The sequence below is a fragment of the Kribbella sp. NPDC043289 genome (genome assembly GCF_056436705.1).
Window position 1 is genome coordinate 352,195 of record NZ_JBWKCB010000003.1, and the last position, 25,148, is coordinate 377,342.

A 25,148-nucleotide genomic window follows, 5' to 3' on the forward strand; every position below is an offset into this window, starting at 1 on the left:
TTAGATCTCCCTCGACGACTGGGGGTCAGCACAGGTTGTGGTGAGTTGAGACCCGGTATTTCAGGTGTTCACACACCATTTCCTGTCCCAGGACACCGGTTGTGGCGAGCCTCTGCTGCCAGGGGTTGACGCTACTCCGGCTATCGTCGGGGGCTCCGGGTCAGGCGAGAGGGGGTCGTTGTGGTCGATGTCTTCGCGGGACGGTTCGAGCTCATCGACCCGGTGGGTTCCGGCGGCAACAGCATGGTGTGGCGGGCCTGGGACCGACGGCTCGAACGGTTCTGCGCCGCGAAGGTGCTTCGGCAGCGCCATGCCGGAGCTCTGCTGCGGTTCGTTCGTGAGCAGCGGGTTCGACTGGATCACCCGCAAGTGCTGAGTCCTTACAGCTGGGCCGCCGAGGACGATCAGGCGTTACTGGCGATGGATCTGGTCGGCGGCGGTTCGGTGAGCAACCTGGTCGCCGACTTCGGTCCGTTGCCGCATCGCTATGCCGCCGGGCTGCTGGCGCAGTTGCTGGCCGCGCTCGACCATGTCCACGCGGCCGGTCTGGTCCACCGCGACGTCAAGCCGGCGAACCTCCTGCTGGAGGTCACCGGTACCGAAGAGCCAGTACTGCGTTTGAGCGACTTCGGCATCGCCTTGTCGCTGGGTGAACCACGTCTCACCCAGGACGGGGCGGTGGTCGGTACGCCGGGCTACGTCGCTCCCGAGGCGCTCGCCGGCGAGCCACCGTCCATCGGCCAGGACCTGTACGCCGCCGGCGTCACCGGCTGGCAACTCCTCACCGGCGAAGAGCCCCCGACCACCGGCCTCGACCTCAGCAGCCCTTCAGGCGTTGGCGGGCACGGCATCCTCTGGCGCGTTGTCGGAGACCTCGTCCAGCCCGAGGCTGCCGAGAGAACTCCGTCGGCAAAGGCCGCCCTCGCAGCGCTGGCGCCGCTCCTGGCGGAACCACTGGAGCTCCCCGCCTTCACACCGGACGGCGAGACGATCGAGGTCTTCGACCACCTCCCGCCCCTCCCCACCCCGTACGCCGCCCTCGCCACCCCCACGACCCCAAGCCCCGAGTCGCCCGAATCCCCCGAGTCCCCCAAGCCACCCGAGTCATCCGCGCCACCAGCGCCGCCCGAGTCACCCAAGTCACCCAAGTCACCCGAGCCATCCGAGTCACCCGAGCCACCCGCGCCACTAGTGCCGCCCGAGTCGTCCGCGCCGCCCGAGGGCACCCGGACGCCGCGCAGGCGCCGTACCGCCGTGATGGCCGCGTCCGGTGTCGCACTGGCGGCGACGGCCGCTGTGGTCACCGCGCTGACTTTCAACGGGCAGCCGGCCGACGAGAACCGCCGGCCGACGACACTGTCGCCCGGACCGGAGACTGTCGGCAGCGCGACCGTCACGCCACCCACGAACACCGCCGTGAAACTGGGCGCAGTCTGCGGTTGGCAGGAAGCGGGCAATCTGGAAACGGCTGCTGACGGCACCCGGAGCGTGTGCCGTCAGCAAGGATCGTCCTATCGGTGGATCAAGGCCGGTTAGTCCAGCCAGGCCCGTTCGGGTACGTCGGCGGAACCGCGGGCTTCCGGCGGCGGAGGATCAGCGCCGCGACCACGATCGCCACCGCGAGTACCGCGACCGCACCGCCGATGATCCAGGGCATCGGCACGGTGGTCTCCGCGGCCGCCGGCTTGGCGTCGTCATCGCCCGATCCCTGAGCAGCCGGGGTGGCCGACTCGGACGGCGTCGGCTCGCTGGCGGACGGAGTGGCCGACGGCGTGCTCGGGGTCTCCTCGACCGAAGCGCCGTACTCCGGACCGGCGACCTTGTCTCCCGCGACAGCCAGGTCGATTCGCATCGGTACGCCGCCCGTCTGCTGCCCGCCGAACGGGGCGCCCAGCTTGACCACCACGTAGTACCAGCCGTCGATACTCGCCTTGCGGACCAGCGGGTCGCTCGCGGTGCGATTCAGGTACGCCGCCCGCGGTGTCCCGATCGCGGTGCCGCTGAGCGGCAGGATCTTCGTCACGCCGGTGTACGCCGTCGTGTCGAACTTGAGCTCCGACCGCACCGGATTGAACAGACCGGTCCTGATGTTGGTGGTTTCCGCGTCCGGCGCACCGCCGAAGGTGACCCGGTAGGCCAGCCCCTGCCCCCATTCGAGCTTCACGCGATAGAACAGCTCTTCGCCGTTGTAGATCGTCTCGCCGTACCGGCCGGACCCCGCCAAGGTCGTTGCCTCGTTGAAGGAACCGCCGCCGTGCACCGGCCGAACCGCGCCGGCCGGCTCCTTCGCGAACTGGACGAGAGCGGCCGTGGTGGGCTCACCGCGGTTTCCCGTCACCGGCGGCTCGATCCGCAGCTGAAGCTCCAGCGGCACGCGGTCCACACCGTCCTTGGCGTCCCGGGTGACCCGGAAGACGTACTTGCCGGGAACGCTGCACCCCTTGGGCTTCGTCGAACCGGACACCGTGCCGTCCCAGGTGAGCACCGACGTCAGCGCACCGCCGTCGCTCTTCGCCCGGGTGTGCAACTGGCGATCGCGGAAGAAGCAGTCCGCCCCGCCCGGTCCGGTGATCTTGATGTCGAGGGCCTCGACGTCGCGCGGGTTGCCGCGCGGGAACACTGCCGTCGCGGCGAAGTACGCCGTGTCACCGGCCTTCAGATCGGCCGCGTAGAAGCGCTCCTCGACCGGATTCAGTGTGTCCAGGTACTGCCCGGGCACCACCGTCGGCGCGGTGAACGGATCGGCGGTGCCGGTGATCGGCTGCCCGGTCGGCTCGTAGTGTCGCAGCGCCCGGTCGGTCACCCGGCCCAGCACGCCGAGCAGTGAGTCCGCATCGGCCGCGTCGTGGTACGTCCCACCCGTGTTCTGCGCGATGCAGGCGAGTTGAGCGCGCGCCTTCGCGTCGACCCGGAAGCCGATCGCGTGCACGTGCAGGTCGACGCCCTGCTTGTGGAGCTCCTTGGCCACCGCGCACGGCTGCGGCGGCGCGCAGGTGTCCTCGCCGTCGGAGACCAGCACGATCGAGCGCTGCCCCTCCTTCGGCAACTGGGCGGCCGCGACGCGCAGCGCCTGGCCGATGGGCGTGTAGCCGCTGGCCTTCGCCGCGCTCACCGCGCTCTTGAGGGCGACCTTGTCGACCGCCTTCACCGGGTGGACGACCTTCACGTCGCGACAGCCCGCGGCCTTCTCGGCGCCGCTCGATCCGGTCCCCGCGCCGTAGATCGCGAGACCGACCGGCGCCTGGGCCGGCAGTCCGTCGATCATCGACCCGACAGCGCGCTTGGCGGCGTCCATCCGGGAACTGGTCCCGCCGACATCCTTCGCGGTCATCGAGCCGGACGAGTCGAGCACGACCATGACCGGCGACAACTCGCCCTCGGCGGCGGCCGTCGAGGCGTTTCCGAACGCGAACGTCAGCGTCAGGACGGGCAACGCTGCCAGGGCGGCGAGGCGTCGTATCATGGCGTCTCCAGAGGTTTCAGGGGGCGAACATGGAGAAACCTACCGTTTGCATTTGCAATTTGCAAACAGAAATCGAGGTGATTCTGTGAACGACCTGTACGACCGGAACCTGAAGCTGCAGCTCGAGTGGTACGGCGAGCCCCTCGGTGAGCGGTTCCGCCGGTTACTCGATCTTCTCAACCTCTCCCAGGCCCAGTTCGCCGGCTTGCTGGGCCTGTCCGCGCCGATGCTGTCGCAGTTGATGTCCGGACAGCGCGCCAAGATCAGCAACCCGGCCGTCCTGTCCCGCCTGCTCCAACTGGAAGCGACGGTGAACGATCCCGGCTGGAGTCGCCTGCCGCCCGCCGAGCAGGCCCGCAGACTCGACGAGATTCGTGGCGCTCAACGATCGACCCTCACCGTCGACCACGGCACAGGGCCCGCGGCTGCACCAGCGGTCGCCCCGGACCCCGTCGCAGCCATTCAGTCCCTGCTGCGCGACATCGCCTCCGCAAGCGATCTCCAAGGAGCATCCGAACTCCTGGACGCCGACTACCCCGAGCTGGCCGAGGCGCTACGCGTCCTGGGTGCCGGCCGCACCCAGGACGCCCGCGCCTACTACGCCAGGATCACCGGCCGACGCTGACAGCGGCAGTCGGACGTCAGCCGCCGTTGAGCGGGTCGTACGCGGGAGCGAAGCGGAAGTAGTCCCAGTTGGTGAAGGTGGTGGGCGCCTTGCCGAGGGACTTGATCACGGTGGCGCCACCGTTCGCGTGGCCGACGGCGTACAGGTAGCCGTTGTGGGTGTCCCTGTCGATGCCGAGCAGGAGCGACCCGGTCCGGCCGCATGGCGCCGCGACCAGTTGCTCGAAGATCTGCCAGCTGGACGTCCGCACCGGCGTGATGATCGGCTTCAGCGGCACACTCGCCGGGATCTTCACCGTGTACAGCCCACCGGCGCGGTTGTTCGCCAGGAACATGTCGTACGTCGGGGTCGTGGCGATCAGCGCGAACGACTTCATCGTGCTCATCCCGGTCACGTACCCGGTGTTCCGGAATCCCTTCCCGACATCGGTCCAGCGCCCGAACTTCCCGTACATGTCCTGCGAGTACAGCGTCGTCCGGGTCGGCTTGCTGCTCGCGGACGCCTTGTACTGCGACTGGATCAGGAACCGGCCGCCCCACCCGTTGCCGATCCGCCGGAACACCGGCGTACCGACGACCTTGCCGTCCGGCCCGATGGTGTACGAGCTCTCCATCAGGTAACCCGAACCCCACACCACCTTGCCGGTCCGCGTCGTCCGCCCGTTACCGGCCGACACCGCCGTAAACGCCGTCGGATTACTGACGGCGTACGGCGACTGGTAGACGTTCGGCGTGTTGAGCACCGGACTCGTGGTCGGTGGTGACGTCGCCGACAGGACGCGACTGTTGACACCCCAGCTGTCGGAGAACGAACCGAGCCCGAGCGCACATGCCGCGGCGACGGCCGTGGGCGAGTTGACTGCTGTGGGTGCTGCGGCGGCCGGCTGCGGCGCCGGACCCACCGCGAGGGTGAGTCCGGCGGCAGCGGCCAGACCGATGGCCTGACGGAACATCGAGAACCTCATTCCCCGTTGGCTGTGTCGTACACCGGGATCGGCACCCAGCGGAAGTCGACCGGGTCCCCGTACGTGCCCGGCACCTCACCGCGCGACTGGATCACCGTGGACAGGCCGTTGGCGTGCCCGATGGCGTACAGGTAGCCCTTCTTGGTGTCCTTGTCGATCGCGAACAGCAGCGTGCCGTATTGGCCGCAGCCCATCGCGGACAGCGTCTCGAAGCCCTGCCAGGTGCGGGTCCGGACCTGCTTCACGACCGGCTTCGCCGACGCCGCGGCCGGGATCCGGATCGTGTAGAGCGCACCGCCCTTGGTGTTCGCCAGGAAGGTGTCGTACGTCGGCGTCTTCGCGATCAGCGTCATCGTCTTGACGGCCGAGAAGCCGGGGTACGAACCGGATGCCTTCCAGCCCTTACTGCCGGTGTTCCAGCGGAACAGCACCCCGTCGTTGCGCAGCGCGTACGCCGCCGAGCGGTAGACCTTGGGCTTGCCGTTGTCCGGGCTCTCGTAGTCCGAGGTCTCGAGGTAGGTGAAGCTGCCCCAGCCGCCGCCGACCCGGCTCAGACTCCGGTTGTCGATGGTGCCGTCCTCGTAGCCCTGGTAGTAGCTGTAGTACAGCGCGTCGCCGATCACGACGTACCCGGAGCGGTCGGTGCCGGAGATGTCCGGCTCGGTGGTCTGCCGGGCGCTCAACCGGACCTGGCCGGGCTTGTACACGCCGGCGGTGCTCCAGTCGTCCGGCACCGTCGGCGGCGTGGTGGCGGTCGGGTCCGCGAAGCGATGCGCTCCCGCGGCGGTGACCCCGCCGTTCCACACGAAGCAGGCGGCGGCCTGCGCGGCCGTGATCTTCTTGCTGGTCCCGGGCACCGTGGCCCCCGGCTTGGTCGGGTCGGGCTTGGCCGCCCCCTGGGCGTGCGCGGCCGCAGGCAGCAGCGCGGTCAGTGCGAGGACGGCGCTTCCGGCAAGGGCGGTGAGTCGTAGGTTCATGTCGGCCCCCTTTCAGAACTCTTGATACGGGGCGGACACGGAAAGTTGCGAGTGAAGTATTACCCGTGCACTTCACGAAAGTGAGCGGGCGAGTGAGTTCTGTGTACAAAATAGTCGTTCACCTACCGCCCTAGGGGAGACACGTATGCGCACAACTCGGTTACGGGCCGGGCTCACGCTCCTGGCCGCCGCCGTCCTGGCGCCGGCCGCCACCCTGACAGCCACCGCGGGCCCGACCGCCGGCCCGCCTCAGAAACCGTTCGTCCAGGGCACCACCACAGTGCCGGCGTACGACTATGACAACGCGATCCACGAGAAGGTGCAGGTCGACGTACCGAAGCTGGACGGGGACGCGAACGGTGTCACCGACCAGGTCACGGTCGACATCATCCGGCCGGGTGAGGCAGCCCAGGCCGGCATCGACGTCCCGGTGATCATCCAGGCCTCGCCGTACTACGCGAGCGATCCGGCGAGCTCCTTCGACGGGGCCGGGGTCCGACAGGTGTACGGGAGCTGGCTGGACAACTACTTCGTCCCACGCGGGTACGCCGTCGCGTTCGTGGACATGCCCGGGACCTTCCGCTCCACCGGGTGCAGCGACGTCGGCGCAAACCTCGAGGTGCTCGGCACGAAGGCGGTCGTCGACTGGCTGAACAACCGAACCGCCGGACACACGCCGGACGGCAGCCCGGCGAAGGCCGACTGGTCCACCGGCAAGACCGGCATGATCGGCGTGTCCTGGAACGGGACGATCGCGAACTCGGTCGCCAGTACGGGCGTCCGCGGGCTGGAGACGATCGTGCCGATCGCCGCGATCTCCAGCTGGTACGACTACACCCGCGGCTTCGGCGTGCCGTTCTACGACGAGTACATGGGCTTCCTGCACGACTACGTCAGCAACGACGCGTCACCGCGCTGCGTCGCGCTGACCGACGAGATCGAGAAGGCCTCGGACACCCCGACCGGTTCGTACAGCAGTTGGTGGAATCCCCGGAACTACCGCCTCGACGCCTCGAAGGTCCGGGCGAGTGTGTACGTCGTGCACGGTCTGGGCGACGAGAACGTCAAGACCCGGCAGTTCGGCGAGTGGTGGGACGAGCTCGCGAAACGAGACGTGCCGCGGAAGATCTTCCTGCACCAGGGCGTGCACCTGGACGGGTTCAGCTTCCGCGACGAGTGGGTGAACAAGCTGCACCCGTGGTTCGACTACTGGCTGCAGGGTCTGGACAACGACGTGATGAAGACGCCGCAGGCAACGATCCAGCGGGAGGACGGGTCGTTCGTGGACGAGGCGCGCTGGCCGGCCGCGGGTGCTCGGCAGACGACGCTGAAGCTGAGCAAGGCGTCCGGCGCGAAGGCCGGTGGGTTGTCGATCGCGGCCGCGTCGAGCGACCCGATCAGCTTCACCGGTACGTCGAAGGAGTCCGAGGACACCGTCGTACTCGACCCGACGACACCGCGATCCGATCGGGCCGTGTTCCTGAGTGATGCGTTGTCGAAGGCGGTCCGGGTGAGCGGTACCGGGAAGGTGTCGGTCCGGGTCAAGGTCGACAAGATTGCCGCAGGCATCAAAGCCCGGCTGGTCGACTACGGTACGGCGAACCGGTACGTGAACGTCACCAACGTGCCGGACACGCGGGTGTGCTGGGGTGACGGGAACGCGCTCGACACCGGGTGCTACGCGAAGACCCAGATCAACACCGCGGTCTCCGACACGTCCGTCGCCGTACGGACACTGGCGGATGTCGGGCACTACAAATCCCTGTACACCAAGGAATCGCTGCGATCGGATCGTTGGTACGACCTATCGTTCGAGCTGAACGCGGACGACGTGGTGTTCGCCGCCGGCCACCGCCTGGGCCTCGTCCTCACGGTCGAGCCCGACAACCCGTCGGTCCCGTTCACGGGCGCGACGATCACCCTCGACCCAACCCGCTCGTCACTAACACTTCCGCTGACGGGCTACACAGCAGCACTACAAACCGCTGAGGCACCACAGTCGCGGATCGCGGCGAACCGGTTGGCCCAGCCGGAGCCGGAGAAGAACCCGGTAGAGCTCATGAAGCAGATGGTCGAAGCGTCTAGGTAGTTGAGAGTTGGTGGTCTCGGTGAGAGCCGAGACCACCAAAATCACAACTCTGAATAAGCAGCGACCAGGGTTGTGGCGTCGTGTTCCCAGTTGAGTTCTGTTGCGGCGGAGCGGACGCCGTCGGTGTAGGTGCTGTAGTTGTCGATCACCGAGCGGACCGCGGTGGCCAGCGACTGGGGGTTGCCCGGCTCGTACAGGCCGCCGAGCTTGTACTGCGTGACGACCGCCCGCAGCTCGGGCAGGTCGGCGGCGACGACCGGGACGCCTGCCCGGACGGCGTGGAAGAGCTTGTTCGGCAGCGCGAGGCGGTGGTTTTCACAGGTGTTGGTAAGGGTGACCAGCGAGATGCCGTACGCGCGCAGCGTGTCGTCGACCTCGTCGATGGACCGCTCCGCGACCGTCTCGACCGGCCCCAGATCCAAGCGATAGTTGGGATCCACCGACCCCATCAACACAGTCCGGAACGGCGCCAGCTGACGAGCGGCCGACACCACGGTCGGCAGGTCCCGCCCGGCACCGACGCGTCCGGCGTACAGCAGGCCCTCGGGCTGATCCGGCGCCGGCGGTACGTCGTCCGCGCGCGGGAACGTGTTCCGTACGACGCGCACGTCGGACAGTCCACGCGACCGCAGCCGCTCGGCGATCCCGTCCGACACCGTGAACACGACCCGCGCCTTCGACGCCAGCGAGACCTCGAACTTGCGGCCCCGCGCGCGCCACAACGGCGTCGGCCGCCCCGGAAGCGCGCGGTCGAACCACAGCTCGTGGGTGTCGTACACGAGAGCCGCCGACCACTTCTCGGCGTACTCCGCGGCGAGCTCCAACGTGTTGAAGTCATGCGCATGCACCACGTCGACCGGACCGGCCGCGGCCACCCGAGGCGTCGCGGCGACCCGCCACTGCTTCTCGGTGCGCGACCGGTGCTCGGGCAGCAGCAGCCACCGGCCGAACCGCTTGACCAGCACCTTCGGGCCCGAATGCCCGTGTCCGACGGTCAGACCGCCGTTCCCGGCCCGCAGACCGGAGGACCGGGACACCGACTCCACGGTGATCCCCGGCCCGACCTCACTGTGCACGTTGGCAAGCCAGGCTTCCGGGACGTCGCGGCCGATCACGTGCAGCGTGTGACCGGCCGCGGCCAGCGCCGTGGCCTCCCGGAGGATGCGCGAGTCCCCGGCGATCGGGGACTGCGCGATCATCAGAATCCGCACTTACTCGCTCTCGTCCTCGACCGGCAGCTCGTTGTTCAAGAACGGCAGCAACATCTCCACCGACTTCCGCCCGTCGTGCAGGTCGCGCACGAACGCCGGACCCGAGTCGGCGATCTTGCGGGCGGTGTCGCGCTCGGCGACCAGCCGCTCGATCACCTCCGACAGGTCGTCCGGATTCGCCTCGGCGATCGGCAGGTCGGTCGGCAGCAGGTCCCGGACCGGGTCCGCGATGTGCCCAACGGTGACCCGGCCGGCCGCCATCGCCTCGCACGCGAACACGCCGTACGAGCCGAGCAGCAACTGGTCGACCACGATGTCGGCGCTCTTCACCATTTCGGCGAGCTCCGCGTGCGGCACGCCCTGGACCCGGTTGTACTTGATCAGGCCCCGGGCATCCAGGTCGGTCAGCACCGGGTCGACGTACGCCGAACCCTTCAACGCGCTGGCCGACGGTGCGTGCAGCACCACCGGGACCTCGCGCTCGAGCACCGGCTGGGTGGATGCGAACCCCTCGACATCGACCGCCAGCGGCAGCCAGATGCTGTTCTCGACGAACTCCATCAAGTCCGGGGTGGTGACGAAGACCGGGCCCTTGTAGCCGTCCAGGTGCCGGCGCATCAGGTTGTTCGCGGCCTGCAGCCGCTGGGTCAGCTCGTCGTCCGGGTCGCGGAACGGCGAGTACTGGTACTGCTCGCGGTGCTGCGCCGGGTCCCGGATCTCGGACCCGTGGAACACCAGACCGTGCTTGATCCCGGCCTGGTCCAGCATCGGTACGTCGGTCGTCCACATCTGCCCGCGCTGCTGACCGAACATCGGCCGGCCCGCCTCGAACAGCACGTGGGTGACCTCGCGCAACGCGTACGCCGTCAGCTCCAGCTGCCAGCGCAGGTCGGACCGGTACTGCCGGTACGTGCCCGTGCGGTGCACGCGGAAGTCGAACGCCCCGCTGCCCGTGGTCAGCGACTCGGCCTTGATGTCCGGAACCTCACGCTCCAGCGCGGTCGCCCACAGCCACGCCTGACCGGCGCTGTTGACCGGACCGAGCAGCAGGTGCCGCCCGGTCTTGACGATCTTGCCGCCCGGCCGGGTGATCTCGAGCTGCCGCCCGGTCAGCTCGCCGTACAGCGCCCGCAGCTTGGTCGCCTGACCCGCCCAGGAAACCTCCTGCTGGTATGCCGGATCGGCGACCCGCTCACGGTAGGAGTCCAGGTCGCCGAGCACCGTCCGGACCTTCGAGGCCAGGCCGTGCGCGTCCGCCGCGGGGAAGACCTCGCCGATCCGGGTGCGATCGACGAACTCCTTCATGCTCGGCATGTCGCTGACCACCACCGGCAGACCGGCGAAGGCGTACTCGAACAGCTTGTTCGGCAGCGCCATCTCGTGGCTCGGGTAGCGCAGGATCGGGATCAGGCCGACGTCGGCGGTGCGCAGGAACGCGACCACCTCGTCCGGCTTGACCGGGTCCAGGCAGTGCAGCCGGTCCTGGACCTCGAGCTGCACGGCCTCTGCCTGCAGCGCCCGCACGGCATCCGTCGCCACACCAGGCACGCAGACGACCGCAAGGTGCACGTCCGGCAGGTCCACCAGCGCCTGGACGGCGCTGTGGATACCGCGCGCCCGGGTGACGCCACCGCTGTAGACCAGCAGTGGTACGTCGGGCGCCAGGCCGATCTCGCTGCGAATGTCGGACACCTCGACCGACACATCAGCAGGGTTCGGCGTGTTCATCACCACGGTCGGCTCGTGGTCGAGACCGTGCTCGCTGCGCAGCCGGGTCGCGATCGCCGGGCTGACGGTGATCACCTTGTCCGCCTGGCCGATGTACTCACGCTCGTGGTTGGCCCACGCCGCGATCGAGCGGCGGGTGCGCGCGCCGTACTGCGAGAGTCCGGCGACGTACTCGTGCGCGTCGTACACGACCTTCAGGGTGCGGCCGCGGAGCTTCGCGCGGCCGGCGGCGCGGGTGGCGACGCCGATCACGTGCATGTCGTGCGCGTGCACCACGTCCGGCTCGAGGCGGTCGATCAGGTCGCCGAACGCGATCTCCAGGTCGAGCGCCTCGGGGTGCAGCTTGCGCCACGGCGCCGGCCAGGGCAGCCGGTGCAGCACTCCGTCGTACGCCCGCCAGCTGAACTTGAACGGGGCGTCGGCCTTGTTGCCGACTCCCTTGCGCACCCAGGCGGCCCGCTCGGCCGCCTTCCAGCGAGCACGCCTGAGCAGCCGGGTGGCGACGCCGGCCTTGAACTGGACCGGGTTTCCCTGGCCCGACTTGGCGCGCGCGATCGCGTGCCCGGAGTCGGCCTTCAGCTCCTTGAGCTCGGCCGCGATCCGCTGGCTGCGCGCCACATAGGTCGTGCGGTACCGGTATCCCACGAGCGGCGGCCGCCAGTTCCGGCGCGCCGTACGGCTTCGTTTCCGTTCCTCACGCAGTGCGAAGGGCACCGCCACCCGGACGATCAGCGCACCGTCGAGCATCTCCCTCGACGGAAGGCCGCTGGCCGAGACCCCGAGCACAGTTACCTCTGCTCCGGTCTCGGCCAGTGCTGCGGCCTCTTTGCGGACCCTACTGTCGTTGGTGACGTCGTTGGCGACCATCATCACGACCCGCAGGTCGGCAGTTGTCACTGGCTGACCGACCTTCCGATCACAATCCGCCGCACGCCGGCCCACTTGGCCGGGTCGGTGCGGTCACGACCGTCGACGAGTACCTTCACGCCCGGCAGATCGGCCGGGCTCAGCTGCGCGTACTCCGCGTGGTCCGCCTGCAGCACGGCCGCGTCCACCGGCGTCCCCAGCGTGTACGGCGTGAAGCCGAACGCCTGGAGCTCGTCGTCGGTGTACATCGGGTCGTGCACGGACACCTCCGCGCCGCGTGCCTTGAGCGCCTCCACGGCCGGGAACACCCCGGAGAACGCCGTCTCCTTGACCCCACCACGGTACGACGCGCCGAGCACGACGACCTTGGCTCCCTTGAGCTCGCCGAACGCGCCCTCGAGCAGGCCGATCGTGTAGTCCGGCATGCCGGCGTTCGCCTCGCGCGCGGCGCGGACGACGGTGGCGTCCGGGTCGGTGTACAGGTACAGCCGCGGGTACACCGGGATGCAGTGCCCGCCGACCGCGATACCCGGCCGGTGGATGTGGCTGTACGGCTGTGAGTTCGACGCCTCGATGACGGCGTGCACGTCGATGCCGTTCTGGCCGGCGAACCGGGCGAACTGGTTCGCCAGGCCGATGTTCACGTCGCGGTAGGTGGTCTCGGCCAGCTTCGCCAGCTCGGCCGCCTCGGCCGAACCCAGGTCCCAGACGCCGTTCGCGCGGTCCAGGTCGGGGCGCTCGTCGAAGTCCAGCACGGCCTCGTAGAACGCGATCGCGCGCTTGGCGCCTTCCTCGGACAGGCCGCCGACCAGCTTCGGGTACTTGCGCAGGTCCGCGAACACGCGGCCGGTGAGCACCCGCTCCGGCGAGAACACCAGGTGGAAGTCGGTGCCCTCGGTCAGACCCGAGATCTCCTCGAGCATCGGCTTCCACCGGTTCCGGGTGGTACCGACCGGGAGCGTGGTCTCGTAGCTGACCAGCGTGCCGGGAGTGAGGTGCTCGGCCAGCGAACGGGTCGCGTTCTCCATCCAGCCGAACTCCGGCTGCCCGGTCTGCTCGTCCACGAACAGCGGCACGACCACGACGACCGCGTCGCTGTTCGGGATCGCGTCCGCGTAGTCCGTGGTCGCCCGCAGGCGGCCGTCGGCCACGGTCTCGGAGAGCAGCTCCTGCAGGTGGGCCTCACCCGGGAACGGTTCCTGGCCGGCGTTGACCAGCTCGACGAACTTCTCGTTGATGTCGACGCCGACGACCTGATGGCCCTTGGCGGCGAACTGGACCGCCAACGGCAGTCCGATCTTGCCTAAGGCAACAACACTGACACGCACTGGTTCTCCACTAGGTAGTGATTCTTCATCGGGGGCCTCGGAGCTTCCGTTCCAGCGGGTGCTCGACGAACTTGTAGAGCAGCCACGAGGCGAAGATCGAGAGGGCGAGTACACCGGCGTACCAGGTCAGGTTCGACCAGCCGATCGGGCCGGCGACGCCGTGGTACTCCTTGATCGCGTACAGGATGGTCGCGTGGATCAGGTAGAACGCGTACGACCACTGGCCGAGCGCGACCAGCGGCTTGCTGCGCAGCAGCGACCGGCCGCCGCGCATGTCGCGGGCCGCGACCGCCAGGATCAGGAACCCGTACAGGAACGTGAGAAATTCCTTCTGGCACAGGCCCATCGTGATCGCGCCGGGGAAGGTGGCCGCGTGCTTACCGGAGTACCAGAGCACGTACAGACCGCCGCCGGTGACCAGGAACGCGAACCACACCGGGATCCGCGGCTTCCAGCCCGACCGCAGCGCGATCGCCAGGCCGATGCCGAACAGGAACGCCACCGAGTGCAGGACCGGCTGCGGCAGGATCGGTACGACGTCCTTGTAGTGGAACAACGCCAGCCGGTAGCCGCCGCCGAGCACGATCACCGCGACGCACAGGATCAGGCCGCCGGCCGTCTTCAGCTTCTGCGTGGCCCGCCAGACGAACGGGAAGTACGCGTAGAAGAACGCCTCCACCGAGAGCGTCCAGCCGGCCGGGTTCCCGCCGTACAGGACGGTCGGGTTGTTCGACCAGCCGTGCAGCAGGAACGTCGACAGCACCAGCACGGTGATCGAGACCGGCTTGATCCACGACATCCCGGCCGGCGGGTCGACCCGGTAGAAGACGAAGAACGCCGCCACCAGGGTGAGGAAGTACAGCGGGAAGATCCGCGCGAACCGGCGCCGGTAGAACGTCCGGACCTTCGTGCCCTTCTGCGCGGACCAGGTGAGCACGAAACCCGACAGCACGAAGAAGAACGTGACGCCGGAGGTGCCGTACTTCAAGAAGTCGAAGATCGGCAGCGGCGCCAGGTTCGTCATGTGGTGGCAGAAGACGAAGAAGGCCGCCCACCAGCGCAGGCCGGTGAGCGACTCGACCCGAGGTAACCGTCCGGGGCGGGCCGCCGGACCGCTCGAGGTGGCCGTACTCGCCGGCGCGCCTGGAGGCGGGGTCCCCACATCGGCCGACCCAGGGAGATCCTGGGTCGGCGACTGGTTCTCTTCGGCGGCCTTCGTCATGTAGTTACTCCGCGAGAGTAGAGACGACACGCTCCGCAGCGTGGCCGTCGCCGTACGGCATCGGGCGGTCCCCCGTGGGCGCCGGCCGGGCAGCCAGCGCAGGCAGCTTACTCACGTCGGATGTCAGCACGTTCCATCCGCCCTCCAACGTCTCCACCCACTCGGTCTCGGTGCGCAGCGTCGTGCACACCCGGCCGAGCAGGAAGGCCTCCTTCTGGAGACCACCGGAGTCGGTCACGACACCGGCCGAACCGAGGACGGCCGCGACCATCTCCGGGTACGCCAGCGGCTCCCGGACATGCAGCGAACCGTCCGGATGCTCCAGCTTGATGCCGTGCTCCGCGCACTTCGCGACCAACCGCGGGTGGGCGAGCAGCAGCACCGGCGCACCAGCTGCGGCCAGACCGTCGACGATCGCGGCCAGTCGCGCCGGGTCGTCGGTGTTCTCGGCGCGGTGGATCGTCGACACGACGTACTCGCCCTGCTTGAAGGGCAGGTCCAGCGGCTTGTCCTGCACCGCGTCGCGGACCCGGAAGCACACGTCGGTCATCACGTCGCCGACCAGCCGGGACTTGCCCGCCAGACCCTCGTTGGCCAGGTGGTCCATCGCCACCTGGGTCGGGGCCAGCAGCAGGTCCGCCGCGTGGTCGGTGAGCACCCGGTTGTGCTCCTCCGGCATCAGCCGGTTGAAGGAGCGCAGCCCGGCCTCGAGGTGCGCGACCGGCAGGTGCATCTTGACCGCCGACAACGCACCGGCCAGCGTCGAGTTGGTGTCGCCGTAGACGAGCACCCAGTCCGGCTTGTGCTCGTCCAGTACGGCGTCCATCGCGGCCAGCATCGCGCCGGTCTGGACACCGTGGCTGCCGGACCCGACACCCAGGTGGACGTCCGGGTCCGGGATCCGCAGGTCGGCGAAGAACACGTCGGACATGTTCTTGTCGTAGTGCTGCCCGGTGTGCACGATGACGTGCTGGTGCTCGGTTGCGGCGAATGCTTCCGCGACCGGCGCCAGCTTCACGAACTGCGGGCGCGCACCGACAACGCTCAGGACCTTCATGACTACCGGTTCTCCCCGGCGACCGCGATGGTGCGGTCCTCGGCGGCCGACTGGATCACGGCCTCGGCCACCGCGACGGTGGTCAGACCCTGCTGCAGCGTGACGATGTCGGCATCCTTGCCCAGCACGGCGTCCCGGAAGGCCTCGTGCTCGGTCTTCAGCGGCTCCGGCTTGCTGATCGCGTAGCGGATCATGTCGCCCTCGCTGACACCGCGGAAGTGCGCGACGTCGTCCCAGGCGGTCTGCACGGTGCCGTTGGAGTGGAAGGTGAGGTCGGCCAGCAGCGTGTCGGCGATGAAGGCGCCCTTCTCACCGGTGACGACGGTGAGCCGCTCCTTCATCGGGGACAGCCAGTTGACCAGGTGGCTGGTGACGGTCCCGTCGGCCAGCTTGCCGGTCACCGCGATCAGGTCCTCGTACTGCCGGCCCGACTTGTGGGCGCTCTGCGCGGCCACCGTGACGAACGGCGACTGCGTCACCCACGCGGTCAGGTCGATGTCGTGGGTGGCCAGGTCGAGCACCACGCCGACGTCGGCGATCCGGGCCGGGAACGGGCCCTGGCGGCGGGTGGTGATCTGGTAGATGTCGCCCAGCTCACCGGCCTCCAGCCGCACCCGCAGCGCCTGCAGCGCCGGGTTGTACCGCTCGATGTGACCCACCGCGCCGACCAGGCCGGCCGCCTCGAACGCCTTCGCGATCTCGGTCGCCTCGGCCGAGGAACCGGCCAGCGGCTTCTCGATCATCGCGTGTACGCCGGCCTCGGCCAGCGCCTTCGCGATCTCGGCGTGGTACTGGGTCGGCACCGCGACCATGCAGTAGTCGATCTTCTCGGCGATCAGCTGCTCGATGTTCTCGTACACCGGACGACCGCCGGCGACACCGAACTTGTCACCACCCGGGTCGGCGACCGCGACCAGGTCGACACCCTCGAGGGAGGCCAGCACACGCGCGTGGTGCCGCCCCATCATGCCCAGGCCGATCAGGCCCGCACGCAGGTTCGCAGTGTTCGCCATGGCTCACGCACCCGCCTTCGCCACGGTGTTCACCGCGGCCACGATCCGGTTCAGGTCGTCCTCGGACAGCGAGGGGTGGACCGGCAGCGAGAGCACCTCGGCCGCGGCCTTCTCGGTCTCCGGCAGGTCCAGCTCACGCTGGAACGACGGGAGCCGGTGGTTCGGGATCGGGTAGTACACGCCGCAGCCGACGCCGTACTCGGTCCGCAGGGCGTTCGCGAAGCCGTCGCGGTCCTCGGTCACGCGGATCGTGTACTGGTGGTACACGTGGCTCGCCTCGGCGGCGACCGCCGGGACGCCGACACCGGCGAGGTTCGCGTCCAGGAAGGCCGCGTTCTCCTGCCGCTGCTTCGTCCAGCCGCCGACCTTGGTCAGCTGCACCCGGCCGATGGCGGCGTGCAGGTCGGTCATCCGGTTGTTCAGGCCGACGACCTCGTTCTCGTACTGCTTGAGCATGCCCTGGTTGCGGAACAGCCGCATCCGGCGCTCGAGGTCCTCGTTCGCGACCGAGTTCATGCCGCCCTCACCGGACGTCATGTTCTTGGTCGGGTACAGGCTGAACATCGCGAACGCGCCGAAGGTACCGACCGGCGCGCCGTTCCAGGTCGCGCCGTGCGCCTGCGCGGCGTCCTCGAAAATTTGGATGCGGCGCTCGGCGGGCTTGTCGGCACTGTGTTTATCAGCAATGGCCTGCAGCGCGGTCATGTTCGCCGGGTGCCCGAACAGGTGCACCGGCATGACGGCCTTGGTCTTCTCGGTGATCGCGGCCTCGACCGCCACCGGGTCCAGGCAGAAGTACGTCGGCTCGATGTCGACGAACACCGGCGTGGCGCCGGTCAGCGCGACGCTGTTCGCGGTCGCGGCGAAGGTGAAGGACGGGACGATGACCTCGTCACCCGGGCCGACGCCAGCGGCCAGCAGGCCGAGGTGCAGACCGGAGGTTCCGGAGTTGGTCGCGACGCACGCCCGGCCGGAGACCAGCGCTGCGCCGAACTCCTGCTCGAACGCCGCCACCTCGGGGCCCTGGGCCAGCATGCCGGACTGCATCACCCGGTCGACGGCCTCGCGCTCCTCCTTCCCGATGATCGGCTTCGCGGCCGGAATCGGCTGCACCATCAGTTCTCCTCCTGTGTTTCGTCGGCCGGCCGCAGCCGTCCGTCGGTTTCGATGTACATCTCGCCCGTGTTCGGGCACTTCCACTCGCCGTTACCGACGTCGAGCAGCGGAACCCCGGCCTTGCCGACCCACTTGAGCCGGCGCGCCGGGACCCCGGCGACCAGCGCGAAGTCTGGCACGTCCTTGGTCACCACCGCACCCGCGGCGACGGTCGCCCAGCGACCGATGGTGACGGGGGCCACGCACACGCTGCGCGCACCGAGCGAGCAGCCTTGTTTCATCGTCACCCCGACCGGTTCCCAGTCGTGGCCGCTCTTCGGCGAACCGTCCGGGTTCACCGCGCGCGGGAAGTAGTCGTTGGTGAGGACCACCGCCGGGCCGATGAACACACCGTCCTCGAGGGACGCGGGCTCGTACACCAGCGCGTAGTTCTGGATCTTGCAGTTGTCGCCCATCCGGACCCCGGTCCCGACGTAGGCTCCGCGGCCGACGATGCAGTTCTCGCCGAGGACCGCGTTCTCGCGGATCTGGGCCAGATGCCAGACCGACGAGCCGTCGCCGATCTGAGCGCTGTCGTCGACGTCGGCGGATGGCGCGATGCGGGACGTCACAGGGTCTCCTTCGAAATGAGCCAACTTCTCAGTACTGCGGCCGAACGGCGTCCGTCGTGCAGTTCGGCCACGAAGCCGGGGCCGGCGGAAGCCCGCTCGGCGGCGGCGTCACGATCGGCGATCAGACCGGAGAGGACATCACCCAGGGTGTCGGGATCCGCCTCCTCGATCGGCACCTCTCGCCCAGTCAGAGTACGCACCCGCTGGCGCACCGCGTCACCGACGTACGAAACCACGATCCGCCCGGCGGCCAGGGCTTCCGCGGCCGCCACGCCGTACAGACCGATGTGCAGTTGGTCGACAACGATGTCGGCGTCGCCGATGACGGCGGGCATGTCCTGGTGCTGCACGCCGGTGATCCGGCGGTACTCGACCAGGCCACGGTCCTGGAGATCGGTGAGGACCTCGTCGATCTCCTGCGTGCCTTTGAGTTTCGCGTTCGACGGGACGTGCGCGACGACCGGCTTCGGGCCGGCGAACAGCGGCCGCGCGGACTGCTGCCACCGTGTCGGATCGATCGCCACCGGCAACCACTGGGCGTTCGGTACGTCGTCCAGCAGGTCGACCGTGGAGACGAACACGGGCAGGCCGAGCGACTCCACCAACTCCGCGTGCCGGCGGGCCTGCGGCTCGAGACGGTCGGTCAGCTCGTCACCTGGGGTGAACGGCGACCAGCGCTCGCGCTTCGCGTGCCGGCTGGGCAGGCGGATGTCGGAACCGTGGAAGAGCAGCGAGACGTCGATGCCCTTGGCGAGCATCTCCTCGATGTCCGCGGCCGCGTCGGAGTAGCCGCGGGCGCCGAAGAGCGGGCGCAGCGACTCGACCATCACATGCGTGTAGTTGCCGAGGACATGCTGCTGCTGGGCGCGCTGCCAGCGGGGCTGACCGAACCACGCCAGCGGTACGCCGTAGTCGTCGGCGAACTGGAACTGGCCCTTGCGGTGCAGCGAGAACGAGACGGCGTCGACGTCGGGCAGGGTCTTCGCGGCCTGTGCCCAGGCGTGCCCCTGCCCGGCGGAGTTGGTCGGTCCGACCAGCATCCGCACGGGCGTCGTCGCTGCCGGCGGGAACGCCGGCAGTTGTGCGAACGAGTACCGCAAGCCGCGCAGGCGCCTCCGGACCGCTCCCGCGGTCCGGGCCAACGGCGCCGGCAGGTGCTCGCGCATCGATCGCGTCACCGTCACTGTGTCACCCATTACCTGCCGGGACCTTCAGCATGTCCAGTTCGCGGCGGGCCGCCGGGAGACCGAGCACCACCGGGGTGCTGGTCTTCCGCTGGCCGAGGTTCCAGCCGGCCCAGATCGCGCCCGCGTCCAGGGCCACGACCACGTCGGCCTGGTCGATGGTCGCGAGCACGTCCCGGCGGGTCAGCACCCGCGCCCAGTACGTCTTCCCGAGATCACTCGTCGCCCGCTGTCCCCGCAGGAACTTCACCGGCGCCGACTTCTTGATTGCCGGCGGCAACATCCGCCCCGCAACCTTCCGAGCCCGCCGAGCCCGCCACTCCACCGCCTTGACAACCCGCTTGGCCCCAGTCGGCCGAGGCTTGGCGGCAGGCGCTGCAGGAGCTACCGGCGGTGTGGAGGGAACCTCAGCAGCAGCCGGAGCGACCTTGGTCTCTTCAACAACGGCTTCCGGTTCGGCGACCGCCTCCGGGGCGATGACTGCGTCGGGTGCCTCGTCCGTGGGATCGACCGGCTCGGGCTCGACGACCGGCTGTGCCGGCATCCGCCCGGGACCGATCAACGTGAACGTGTTGACCTTGTCGGCCACCCACGCGGAAGGAGCGACCCAACCGACGACGTCGATCGTGATGGCCTGATTGCCAAGATCCTCACGGACCTGGTCGAAGTACGTCGGCGGCAACCGCCGCGTCGACAGCAGTACGACGTTGCTCATGCGGCCACCTTCTTCACGCTAGCGGCCAGCGACTCGATCCGCGGGTCGAGCTGCAGGTCCCGCCGGTACGACGCACCGAACTCCCGCGCCTTCGCCCGGATCCCCTCGTCCGCGGTCCGCGCCGAGTGCGCCGCCTCGATCAGCGCCGCCGCGATCGCCTCCGGCGTCACGTCCGCGACCGGGAACCACAACGGATGCCCACGCAGTACGTCGGACGCCGCGTTCTCGGGGTCGTGCACCGACACCACCGGCAACCCGGTCGCGAGGTACTCGAACACCTTGCCGCTGGTCACGTACCGCCCCTTGCCGAGCATCAGGAGCTGCGCGTCGAACTCGTCGTACGCCTTGGCGATCTCGGCCTTGCCGACCGGGCCCTCGTAGCTGACCCCGGCGTCGGCGGCGGCGTTGATCGTCGCGAGCATGTCCGCCCGCGGCTGCGCGTAGTACCCGAGGTAGCCGTGGATCTTGGCCTTCGCGCCCTCGAGCTCCGGCGACTGTTCCTTCGCGAGCTGCCAGCCCTCGACGAACTCCTTGAGCGGCACCTTCGGCGACACGGTTCCGACGTACCCGAAGACCAGCGGGCGGTCGGTGACCGCGCCACGGTCCTGGGTGTCCGGCACCAGGTCGGGGTCGAAGCCGTTGGCGACGGTGTGCATCCGGTTCGCCTGCGCCGGGTAGAGCTTCTCGTGCCACTCCTTGATCGGGTCGTTGACGAACCAGACCTCGCGAGCGGACTCGACCAGCTTCTTCTCCCAGCGGGCCGCGCGGCTGTTCGGCTCGTGCAGCCGGTCACCGGTGAAGACGTCCAGCAGCCACGCGTCGCGGTAGTCCATGACGTAGGGCACCTGGAACTTCTTGTGCAGGTGGTACGCCGCGGTGAACGCGACGTGCGGGTTCGCGGTGGCGACCGTCAGGTCGACCTTGTGCTGCTTGTGGATCCGCTCCGCGGCCTTCTCGATCACCGAGCGCCACGGTCCGTACCCGCTCTCCGGGAACGGGATCTGGTCCTGCTTGGTGCGCCACTTGGCCCAGAGCTTCGGGTTCGCCGCCCGGCGCTTGGACCAGCGCCGCAGGTCGGCCTCGAGGATCGGCCACTCGAACGGGACCCGGACGACCTCGACGGAGGGGTCGACCCGTTCCTCGAGGGTCAGGTCCGCACCGGTGAACCGGAAGAACGTGTCGCGGTCGGCCGTCAGCACGGTCACCTTCCAGCCGAGCGCGGCGAACCGGTTGGCCGTGGCCAGTGCCCGGTAGACACCGCCGCCCCGGCAGGGCGGGAAGCCCCAGGCGACGTACAACAGATGTGGGCGGTCGGTCGTCATGCAGGTCCTCTTAGCAGGTTGAGAATCGCGTCGGCCAGTTCGTCGTACGGCGTTGTGGTGGACAGGTGCTCTCTCGCCCACTGCAACGCGTGGTCACGCAGTTTCTCCAGCTCCCCGGGATCCGCGGACCAGCGCCGCAGGGTCTCGGACGCCTCCGCCACCGAGTCCACCAGGACTCCGCCACCGGACTCCTCGATCACCCGGGTCTGCCGGGGCAGCCGGGTGGACAGCACGGGAAGGCCGCTGGCGAGGTACTCGTAGATCTTGGACGGCATCGCTTCCACGAACGCCGGGGTGGGCTGAAGCATGGCGAGGCTCGCCCAGGCGCCGTGCGCGATCCGCCAGGCGTCGGCGGGTGGCTGGCGCCCGTGCAGCCGGACCCGGCCGTCCAGGTCGGACTCCACGATCCGGGCCTCGAGCCGGTCCCGGTCCGCTTGCGCGACCGGGCCGACCAGGTCGAGTGACCAGTCCGGTGCCGCGGCGACGGTCTCGACCATGTCGAACAGACCACGGCTGGTGCGCAGGTCCCCGACGTACACGGCGCGCGGGGCGCCGGTCGGCGGGGACGGGGCCAGGAAGCCGTGGTCGGGAAGGTTCTGCACCACGATGCGGTGCTTGGCCTGGTGCGGTGCGAGGTGCGAGTCGGCGACCACGGTCAGGTCGGCGCCCGCGGCCAGCTTCGACCCGGCGCGCACGATCAGCCGGGCCGGCAACCCGGCCGGTCCCTGCGCCCAGGCACGGTCGGCGAGCAGCCGCTCGTAGTCCTCGTGGACGTCGACGACGAGCTTGCGCCGCCGGATCGCCGTGACCAGGCGGGTGACCGGGATCATGTCCGGGTCGACCGTCATCACGACCTTGGCCTTGGTCCGCCACGGCAGGACGGCAGTACGGGCCAGCCGCTGCACCAGGTTGCCGCGGGGGCCCGCGTGCACGGTGGCGCCGGCCGGACCGCCGTCGGCATCACCGAGGCCCCACAGCTCGACCCGGAGGTCGCGGTGCTGCAGGGCCGCGGTGATCTTGTGCAGGCGCGCATCGGCCACGTCGTGACCGGTCGTGATGATCCCCACGTCCGGCGCCGTGCTGCGAGACATCGGTCAGAGATCCTCGAGTGAGACGGCTTCTTCTTCCCCGACCTGCAGGAACTTGGTGTAGGCCTGGATGACCTCGTTGGGCTCGCCACGCATCATCAGCTTGCCCTTGTGCAGCCAGATGCAGTCGTTGCACATCTCGCGGACGCTGCTCATCGCGTGGCTGACCAGGAACATCGTGCGGCTGTTCGTGACCAGCTCGGACATCTTCGCCGCGGCCTTCGTCTTGAACGACGCGTCACCGGCGGACAGCGCCTCGTCGATCATCAGGATGTCCGGGTCCATGTGCACCGCGACCGAGAACGCGAGCCGGCTGAACATGCCGGACGAGTACGTCCGCATCGGCATCTCCATGAAGTCACCGAGCTCGGCGAACTCGGCGATCTCCTCGTACCGCGCCTCGATCTCCTTGCGGCTCAGACCGGCCGCCAGACCACCGAGGACGACGTTCTCCTTGCCGGACAAAGCCGCGTTGAAACCGACGCCCAGCGACAGCAGCGTGGAGACCCGGCCGTGTACCTCGATCCGGCCGGACGTCGGCGGCAGGATGCCGGCGATCGAACGCATCAGCGTCGACTTGCCCGCACCGTTCGCGCCGATGATGCCGATCGTGGTGCCGTGGTTGACGTCGAAGGAGACGTTCTGGACGGCCTTGACCTCGCGGACCGCACGCTCGCCGCGGCCGAGCCGGACGATCGCGCTCTTGAAGGTCGGCACCCGCTCGAACGTCGTGCGGTACGTGATCGACACGTCCTGCACCTTGACCGCCGGAACATTGGACTGCGTCTTCTGCATCGGCTTCTTCTCGGTCTCAGAGACGGACAACGAAATCACGCTCCCTCGACATGAAGAACAACGCGCCGACCCCGAACGCCAGCAGCGCCCAGAACCCGCCACCGATCCACAGCTTCATGTTCGGGATGTGGCCCTTGACCAGCAGGTCGGTCCAGCCGCCGAGCAGCGAGTACAACGGGTTGTACTGGATGAAGCCCTTGAACTTCGGCGGCGCCTGCTCGGCGAACCACAGCACCGGGGACATGTAGAGCCAGATGCGCACGAAGTACGGCAGGAAGCTCGCGGTGTCGCGGAAGTAGACCTGCAGGGCCGCGAAGATCATCCCCATACCGGCGGCGAAGACCGTCAGCATGATCAGGAAGGCCGGCGCCAGCAGCATCTGCCAGTGCAGCTTCTGCTTCATCAGCAGGTGGATGATGAAGTACACCACCAGGGTCGGCAGGAACCGGAAGAACGCGGTCCGGACCGCCGACAACGGCAGCAACATCCGCGGGAACGACTGGTTCAGCAGCAGCTTGCCGCCGCCGACGACGCTGGCCGCACCGGCCGTCATCGCACCGGAGAAGTAGTAGAAGGCGAACAAGCCGCCGCACATGTGAGCGAACCGCAGCCCTGCATCGACCTTGGCACCACCACCGGCGATGATGTCGGTCAGCAGGTAGTAGACCAGGGCGAGCAGCAGCGGGTTCAGCACCAGCCACACCTGGCCGAAGAAGGTGTTCGTGTGGGCGCCCCGGATGTTCGTCCGGGACATCTCCGCCGCGAACTCCCGTCGCTGCCACAGCGCCTTGAAGTACGGGCGCAGTGCCGGCAGTCCGACCTTGTGGGGTTCGTACACGTGCACCGACGGGTTGAACTCCTCGTCGACGCTAGTCGCGTTCATTCAGGCGACGCCTCTCTCTGCCGGAAGTTGGATCCACGATGGCCGATCACCTGGGTTTCGGCTGTTGCCGCCAGGGGTACGGCGGCACGCCACGCAGACCGGGAAGCAGAGTAGCGGATCGATCCGCACGCCGACGACACAGCGGTCCTCCTTAGTGAGCAACGACGTACGGACGGCTACCAAACGTCGTACGCCACTGCGTCCACAACACCCGAGTCGTCCTTCGCCGATCGTTATCCGGAATATACATTTGACAGCCGACGACGGCCAAAACGCCTTCCAGCGCACGCAAACGGCGCCTGTTCCATGCTCGCCGCGCCCGGCAGTGAACAACAGTGAGCAAGGTCAAATCGCTGTCAATTCATGGGTACGACGCTACGCGCCGCCCCGCGGTTGGCGTGACGTGCCACACCGGGGCCGTGACAGATGTGGTCACGGGTGACCGCTGTTACCGGCGGGACCCCAGGAGGTGCTTCCTGGCCGGTGTGAGCCGGGCGGTGGACGTGACACGCAACATCACATCCACGCTTCCCATGGACAGCCTCACCATCCATGGAACACCGCTCGGCATCTCCCGGGGTTCCACCTGCGATCCGGCGGCGTGTCCGCGCTGGGCGGTGCCGAACACGCTCCGTGCCGGATCAACGGGCACGATGACCAGGGCGGCGGTCATCGCGCCTGGGACCTGGCGGGCGCCAAGCCCCCTCGTCCGTCCCCAGAGATGCTGCGGACGCCGGCAGGTGCGCGCAGCAGGTGTGGGGGCGGACCGGAGACCGGTGGAGGACAGTGCGTCACGGGCTCCCTGCAAGGACACCCTGGCACTGGGGACGGCACCCGCGCGAACGGTGGCGGCACACGGCGGAACCGGTCGCATCGGGCGTCCTCCTCAT

Annotated in this window: 20 protein-coding genes; 3 read left to right on the forward strand and 17 right to left on the reverse strand. The window is 68.8% G+C overall.

Annotation, left to right across the window (positions count from 1 at the left end; translation table 11 throughout):
* Window positions 1-180 precede the first annotated feature (180 nt).
* Window positions 181-1,536, forward strand: coding sequence for a serine/threonine-protein kinase (locus tag AC0662_RS19980; protein ID WP_478302318.1), 1,356 nt, complete (start codon window positions 181-183; stop codon window positions 1,534-1,536).
* On the opposite strand, the gene AC0662_RS19985 is transcribed toward AC0662_RS19980, so the two are convergent.
* Window positions 1,523-3,463 carry a vWA domain-containing protein gene (locus AC0662_RS19985; RefSeq protein ID WP_478302320.1) on the reverse strand — a complete coding sequence of 647 codons (1,941 nt, stop codon included), beginning with the start codon at window positions 3,461-3,463 and terminating at the stop codon, window positions 1,523-1,525. The two genes, AC0662_RS19980 and AC0662_RS19985, sit on opposite strands and share 14 nt — an antisense overlap.
* Window positions 3,464-3,548: 85 nt before the next feature.
* Between AC0662_RS19985 and AC0662_RS19990 the strand changes: the two genes are divergently transcribed.
* Window positions 3,549-4,088, forward strand: coding sequence for a helix-turn-helix domain-containing protein (locus AC0662_RS19990; protein ID WP_452204046.1), 540 nt, complete (start codon window positions 3,549-3,551; stop codon window positions 4,086-4,088).
* A 16-nt stretch (window positions 4,089-4,104) separates the two neighbouring features.
* Here AC0662_RS19990 and AC0662_RS19995 read toward each other — a convergent pair whose 3' ends face one another.
* Window positions 4,105-5,040: a hypothetical protein gene (locus AC0662_RS19995; protein WP_478302322.1), complete on the reverse strand. Its 936-nt coding sequence runs from the start codon at window positions 5,038-5,040 to the stop codon at window positions 4,105-4,107.
* An 8-nt stretch (window positions 5,041-5,048) separates the two neighbouring features.
* Window positions 5,049-6,029: a hypothetical protein gene (locus tag AC0662_RS20000; RefSeq protein WP_452204044.1), complete on the reverse strand. Its 981-nt coding sequence runs from the start codon at window positions 6,027-6,029 to the stop codon at window positions 5,049-5,051.
* A gap of 145 nt (window positions 6,030-6,174) precedes the next feature.
* Here AC0662_RS20000 and AC0662_RS20005 point away from each other — a divergent pair, with 145 nt between their 5' ends.
* On the forward strand, window positions 6,175-8,118 hold the full coding sequence (locus AC0662_RS20005) for a CocE/NonD family hydrolase (RefSeq protein WP_478302325.1): 1,944 nt from the start codon (window positions 6,175-6,177) through the stop codon (window positions 8,116-8,118).
* A 41-nt stretch (window positions 8,119-8,159) separates the two neighbouring features.
* Here AC0662_RS20005 and AC0662_RS20010 read toward each other — a convergent pair whose 3' ends face one another.
* Genes AC0662_RS20010 through AC0662_RS20075 form a run of 14 tightly spaced genes read right to left on the reverse strand, consistent with a single transcriptional unit; the run spans window position 8,160 to window position 24,258 of the window.
* Window positions 8,160-9,329, reverse strand: a complete 1,170-nt coding sequence (locus tag AC0662_RS20010) for a glycosyltransferase (RefSeq protein WP_478302327.1) — start codon at window positions 9,327-9,329, stop codon at window positions 8,160-8,162.
* The gene (locus AC0662_RS20015; RefSeq protein WP_452204041.1) at window positions 9,330-11,954 is read right to left on the reverse strand and encodes a glycosyltransferase family 4 protein; all 2,625 of its coding nucleotides are present in this window, start codon (window positions 11,952-11,954) and stop codon (window positions 9,330-9,332) included.
* The gene (locus tag AC0662_RS20020) at window positions 11,951-13,252 is read right to left on the reverse strand and encodes a nucleotide sugar dehydrogenase (RefSeq protein WP_478302330.1); all 1,302 of its coding nucleotides are present in this window, start codon (window positions 13,250-13,252) and stop codon (window positions 11,951-11,953) included. Before AC0662_RS20020 ends, AC0662_RS20015 begins: the two co-directional genes overlap by 4 nt.
* Before the next feature lie 25 nt (window positions 13,253-13,277).
* The gene (locus AC0662_RS20025) at window positions 13,278-14,474 is read right to left on the reverse strand and encodes an acyltransferase family protein (RefSeq protein WP_452204039.1); all 1,197 of its coding nucleotides are present in this window, start codon (window positions 14,472-14,474) and stop codon (window positions 13,278-13,280) included.
* A gap of 4 nt (window positions 14,475-14,478) precedes the next feature.
* Window positions 14,479-15,531: a non-hydrolyzing UDP-N-acetylglucosamine 2-epimerase gene (wecB, locus tag AC0662_RS20030; protein WP_478302332.1), complete on the reverse strand. Its 1,053-nt coding sequence runs from the start codon at window positions 15,529-15,531 to the stop codon at window positions 14,479-14,481.
* Between the two features lie 2 nt (window positions 15,532-15,533).
* On the reverse strand, window positions 15,534-16,544 hold the full coding sequence (locus AC0662_RS20035; protein ID WP_452204037.1) for a Gfo/Idh/MocA family protein: 1,011 nt from the start codon (window positions 16,542-16,544) through the stop codon (window positions 15,534-15,536).
* A gap of 3 nt (window positions 16,545-16,547) precedes the next feature.
* Window positions 16,548-17,663, reverse strand: coding sequence for a DegT/DnrJ/EryC1/StrS family aminotransferase (locus AC0662_RS20040; protein WP_452204088.1), 1,116 nt, complete (start codon window positions 17,661-17,663; stop codon window positions 16,548-16,550).
* Window positions 17,660-18,271 carry an acyltransferase gene (locus AC0662_RS20045; RefSeq protein WP_452204036.1) on the reverse strand — a complete coding sequence of 204 codons (612 nt, stop codon included), beginning with the start codon at window positions 18,269-18,271 and terminating at the stop codon, window positions 17,660-17,662. The genes AC0662_RS20040 and AC0662_RS20045 overlap by 4 nt, the downstream gene beginning before the upstream one ends.
* Window positions 18,268-19,467, reverse strand: coding sequence for a hypothetical protein (locus AC0662_RS20050; protein WP_478302335.1), 1,200 nt, complete (start codon window positions 19,465-19,467; stop codon window positions 18,268-18,270). The genes AC0662_RS20045 and AC0662_RS20050 overlap by 4 nt, the downstream gene beginning before the upstream one ends.
* On the reverse strand, window positions 19,460-20,170 hold the full coding sequence (locus AC0662_RS20055; protein WP_478302337.1) for a hypothetical protein: 711 nt from the start codon (window positions 20,168-20,170) through the stop codon (window positions 19,460-19,462). Before AC0662_RS20055 ends, AC0662_RS20050 begins: the two co-directional genes overlap by 8 nt.
* On the reverse strand, window positions 20,167-21,492 hold the full coding sequence (locus AC0662_RS20060; RefSeq protein WP_478302338.1) for a glycosyltransferase: 1,326 nt from the start codon (window positions 21,490-21,492) through the stop codon (window positions 20,167-20,169). Before AC0662_RS20060 ends, AC0662_RS20055 begins: the two co-directional genes overlap by 4 nt.
* Complete coding sequence (locus tag AC0662_RS20065; protein WP_478302341.1) at window positions 21,489-22,583, reverse strand: glycosyltransferase; 1,095 nt, start codon at window positions 22,581-22,583, stop codon at window positions 21,489-21,491. Before AC0662_RS20065 ends, AC0662_RS20060 begins: the two co-directional genes overlap by 4 nt.
* Window positions 22,584-22,586: 3 nt before the next feature.
* Window positions 22,587-23,405 (reverse strand): ABC transporter ATP-binding protein, encoded by an 819-nt coding sequence (locus AC0662_RS20070; protein ID WP_387767180.1) that lies wholly within the window; start codon window positions 23,403-23,405, stop codon window positions 22,587-22,589.
* Entirely contained in the window at window positions 23,392-24,258 is an 867-nt protein-coding gene (locus tag AC0662_RS20075) for an ABC transporter permease (RefSeq protein ID WP_452204031.1), read from the reverse strand. The genes AC0662_RS20070 and AC0662_RS20075 overlap by 14 nt, the downstream gene beginning before the upstream one ends.
* Between the last annotated feature and the right edge of the window lie 890 nt (window positions 24,259-25,148).

Excerpts from the sequence above, each read along its gene's own strand:
- AC0662_RS20000 (WP_452204044.1), bottom strand. The coding sequence starts at position 6,029 with ATGAACCTACGACTCACCGCCCTTGCCGGAAGCGCCGTCCTCGCACTG.
- AC0662_RS19995 (WP_478302322.1), bottom strand. The coding sequence starts at position 5,040 with ATGTTCCGTCAGGCCATCGGTCTGGCCGCTGCCGCCGGACTCACCCTC.
- AC0662_RS20065 (WP_478302341.1), bottom strand. The coding sequence starts at position 22,583 with ATGTCTCGCAGCACGGCGCCGGACGTGGGGATCATCACGACCGGTCAC.
- AC0662_RS20005 (WP_478302325.1), top strand. The coding sequence starts at position 6,175 with ATGCGCACAACTCGGTTACGGGCCGGGCTCACGCTCCTGGCCGCCGCC.
- AC0662_RS20075 (WP_452204031.1), bottom strand. The coding sequence starts at position 24,258 with ATGAACGCGACTAGCGTCGACGAGGAGTTCAACCCGTCGGTGCACGTG.
- AC0662_RS19985 (WP_478302320.1), bottom strand. The coding sequence starts at position 3,463 with ATGATACGACGCCTCGCCGCCCTGGCAGCGTTGCCCGTCCTGACGCTG.
- AC0662_RS20055 (WP_478302337.1), bottom strand. The coding sequence starts at position 20,170 with ATGAGCAACGTCGTACTGCTGTCGACGCGGCGGTTGCCGCCGACGTAC.
- AC0662_RS20060 (WP_478302338.1), bottom strand. The coding sequence starts at position 21,492 with ATGACGACCGACCGCCCACATCTGTTGTACGTCGCCTGGGGCTTCCCG.
- wecB (WP_478302332.1), bottom strand. The coding sequence starts at position 15,531 with ATGAAGGTCCTGAGCGTTGTCGGTGCGCGCCCGCAGTTCGTGAAGCTG.
- AC0662_RS20035 (WP_452204037.1), bottom strand. The coding sequence starts at position 16,544 with ATGGCGAACACTGCGAACCTGCGTGCGGGCCTGATCGGCCTGGGCATG.
- AC0662_RS20050 (WP_478302335.1), bottom strand. The coding sequence starts at position 19,467 with ATGGGTGACACAGTGACGGTGACGCGATCGATGCGCGAGCACCTGCCG.
- AC0662_RS20025 (WP_452204039.1), bottom strand. The coding sequence starts at position 14,474 with ATGACGAAGGCCGCCGAAGAGAACCAGTCGCCGACCCAGGATCTCCCT.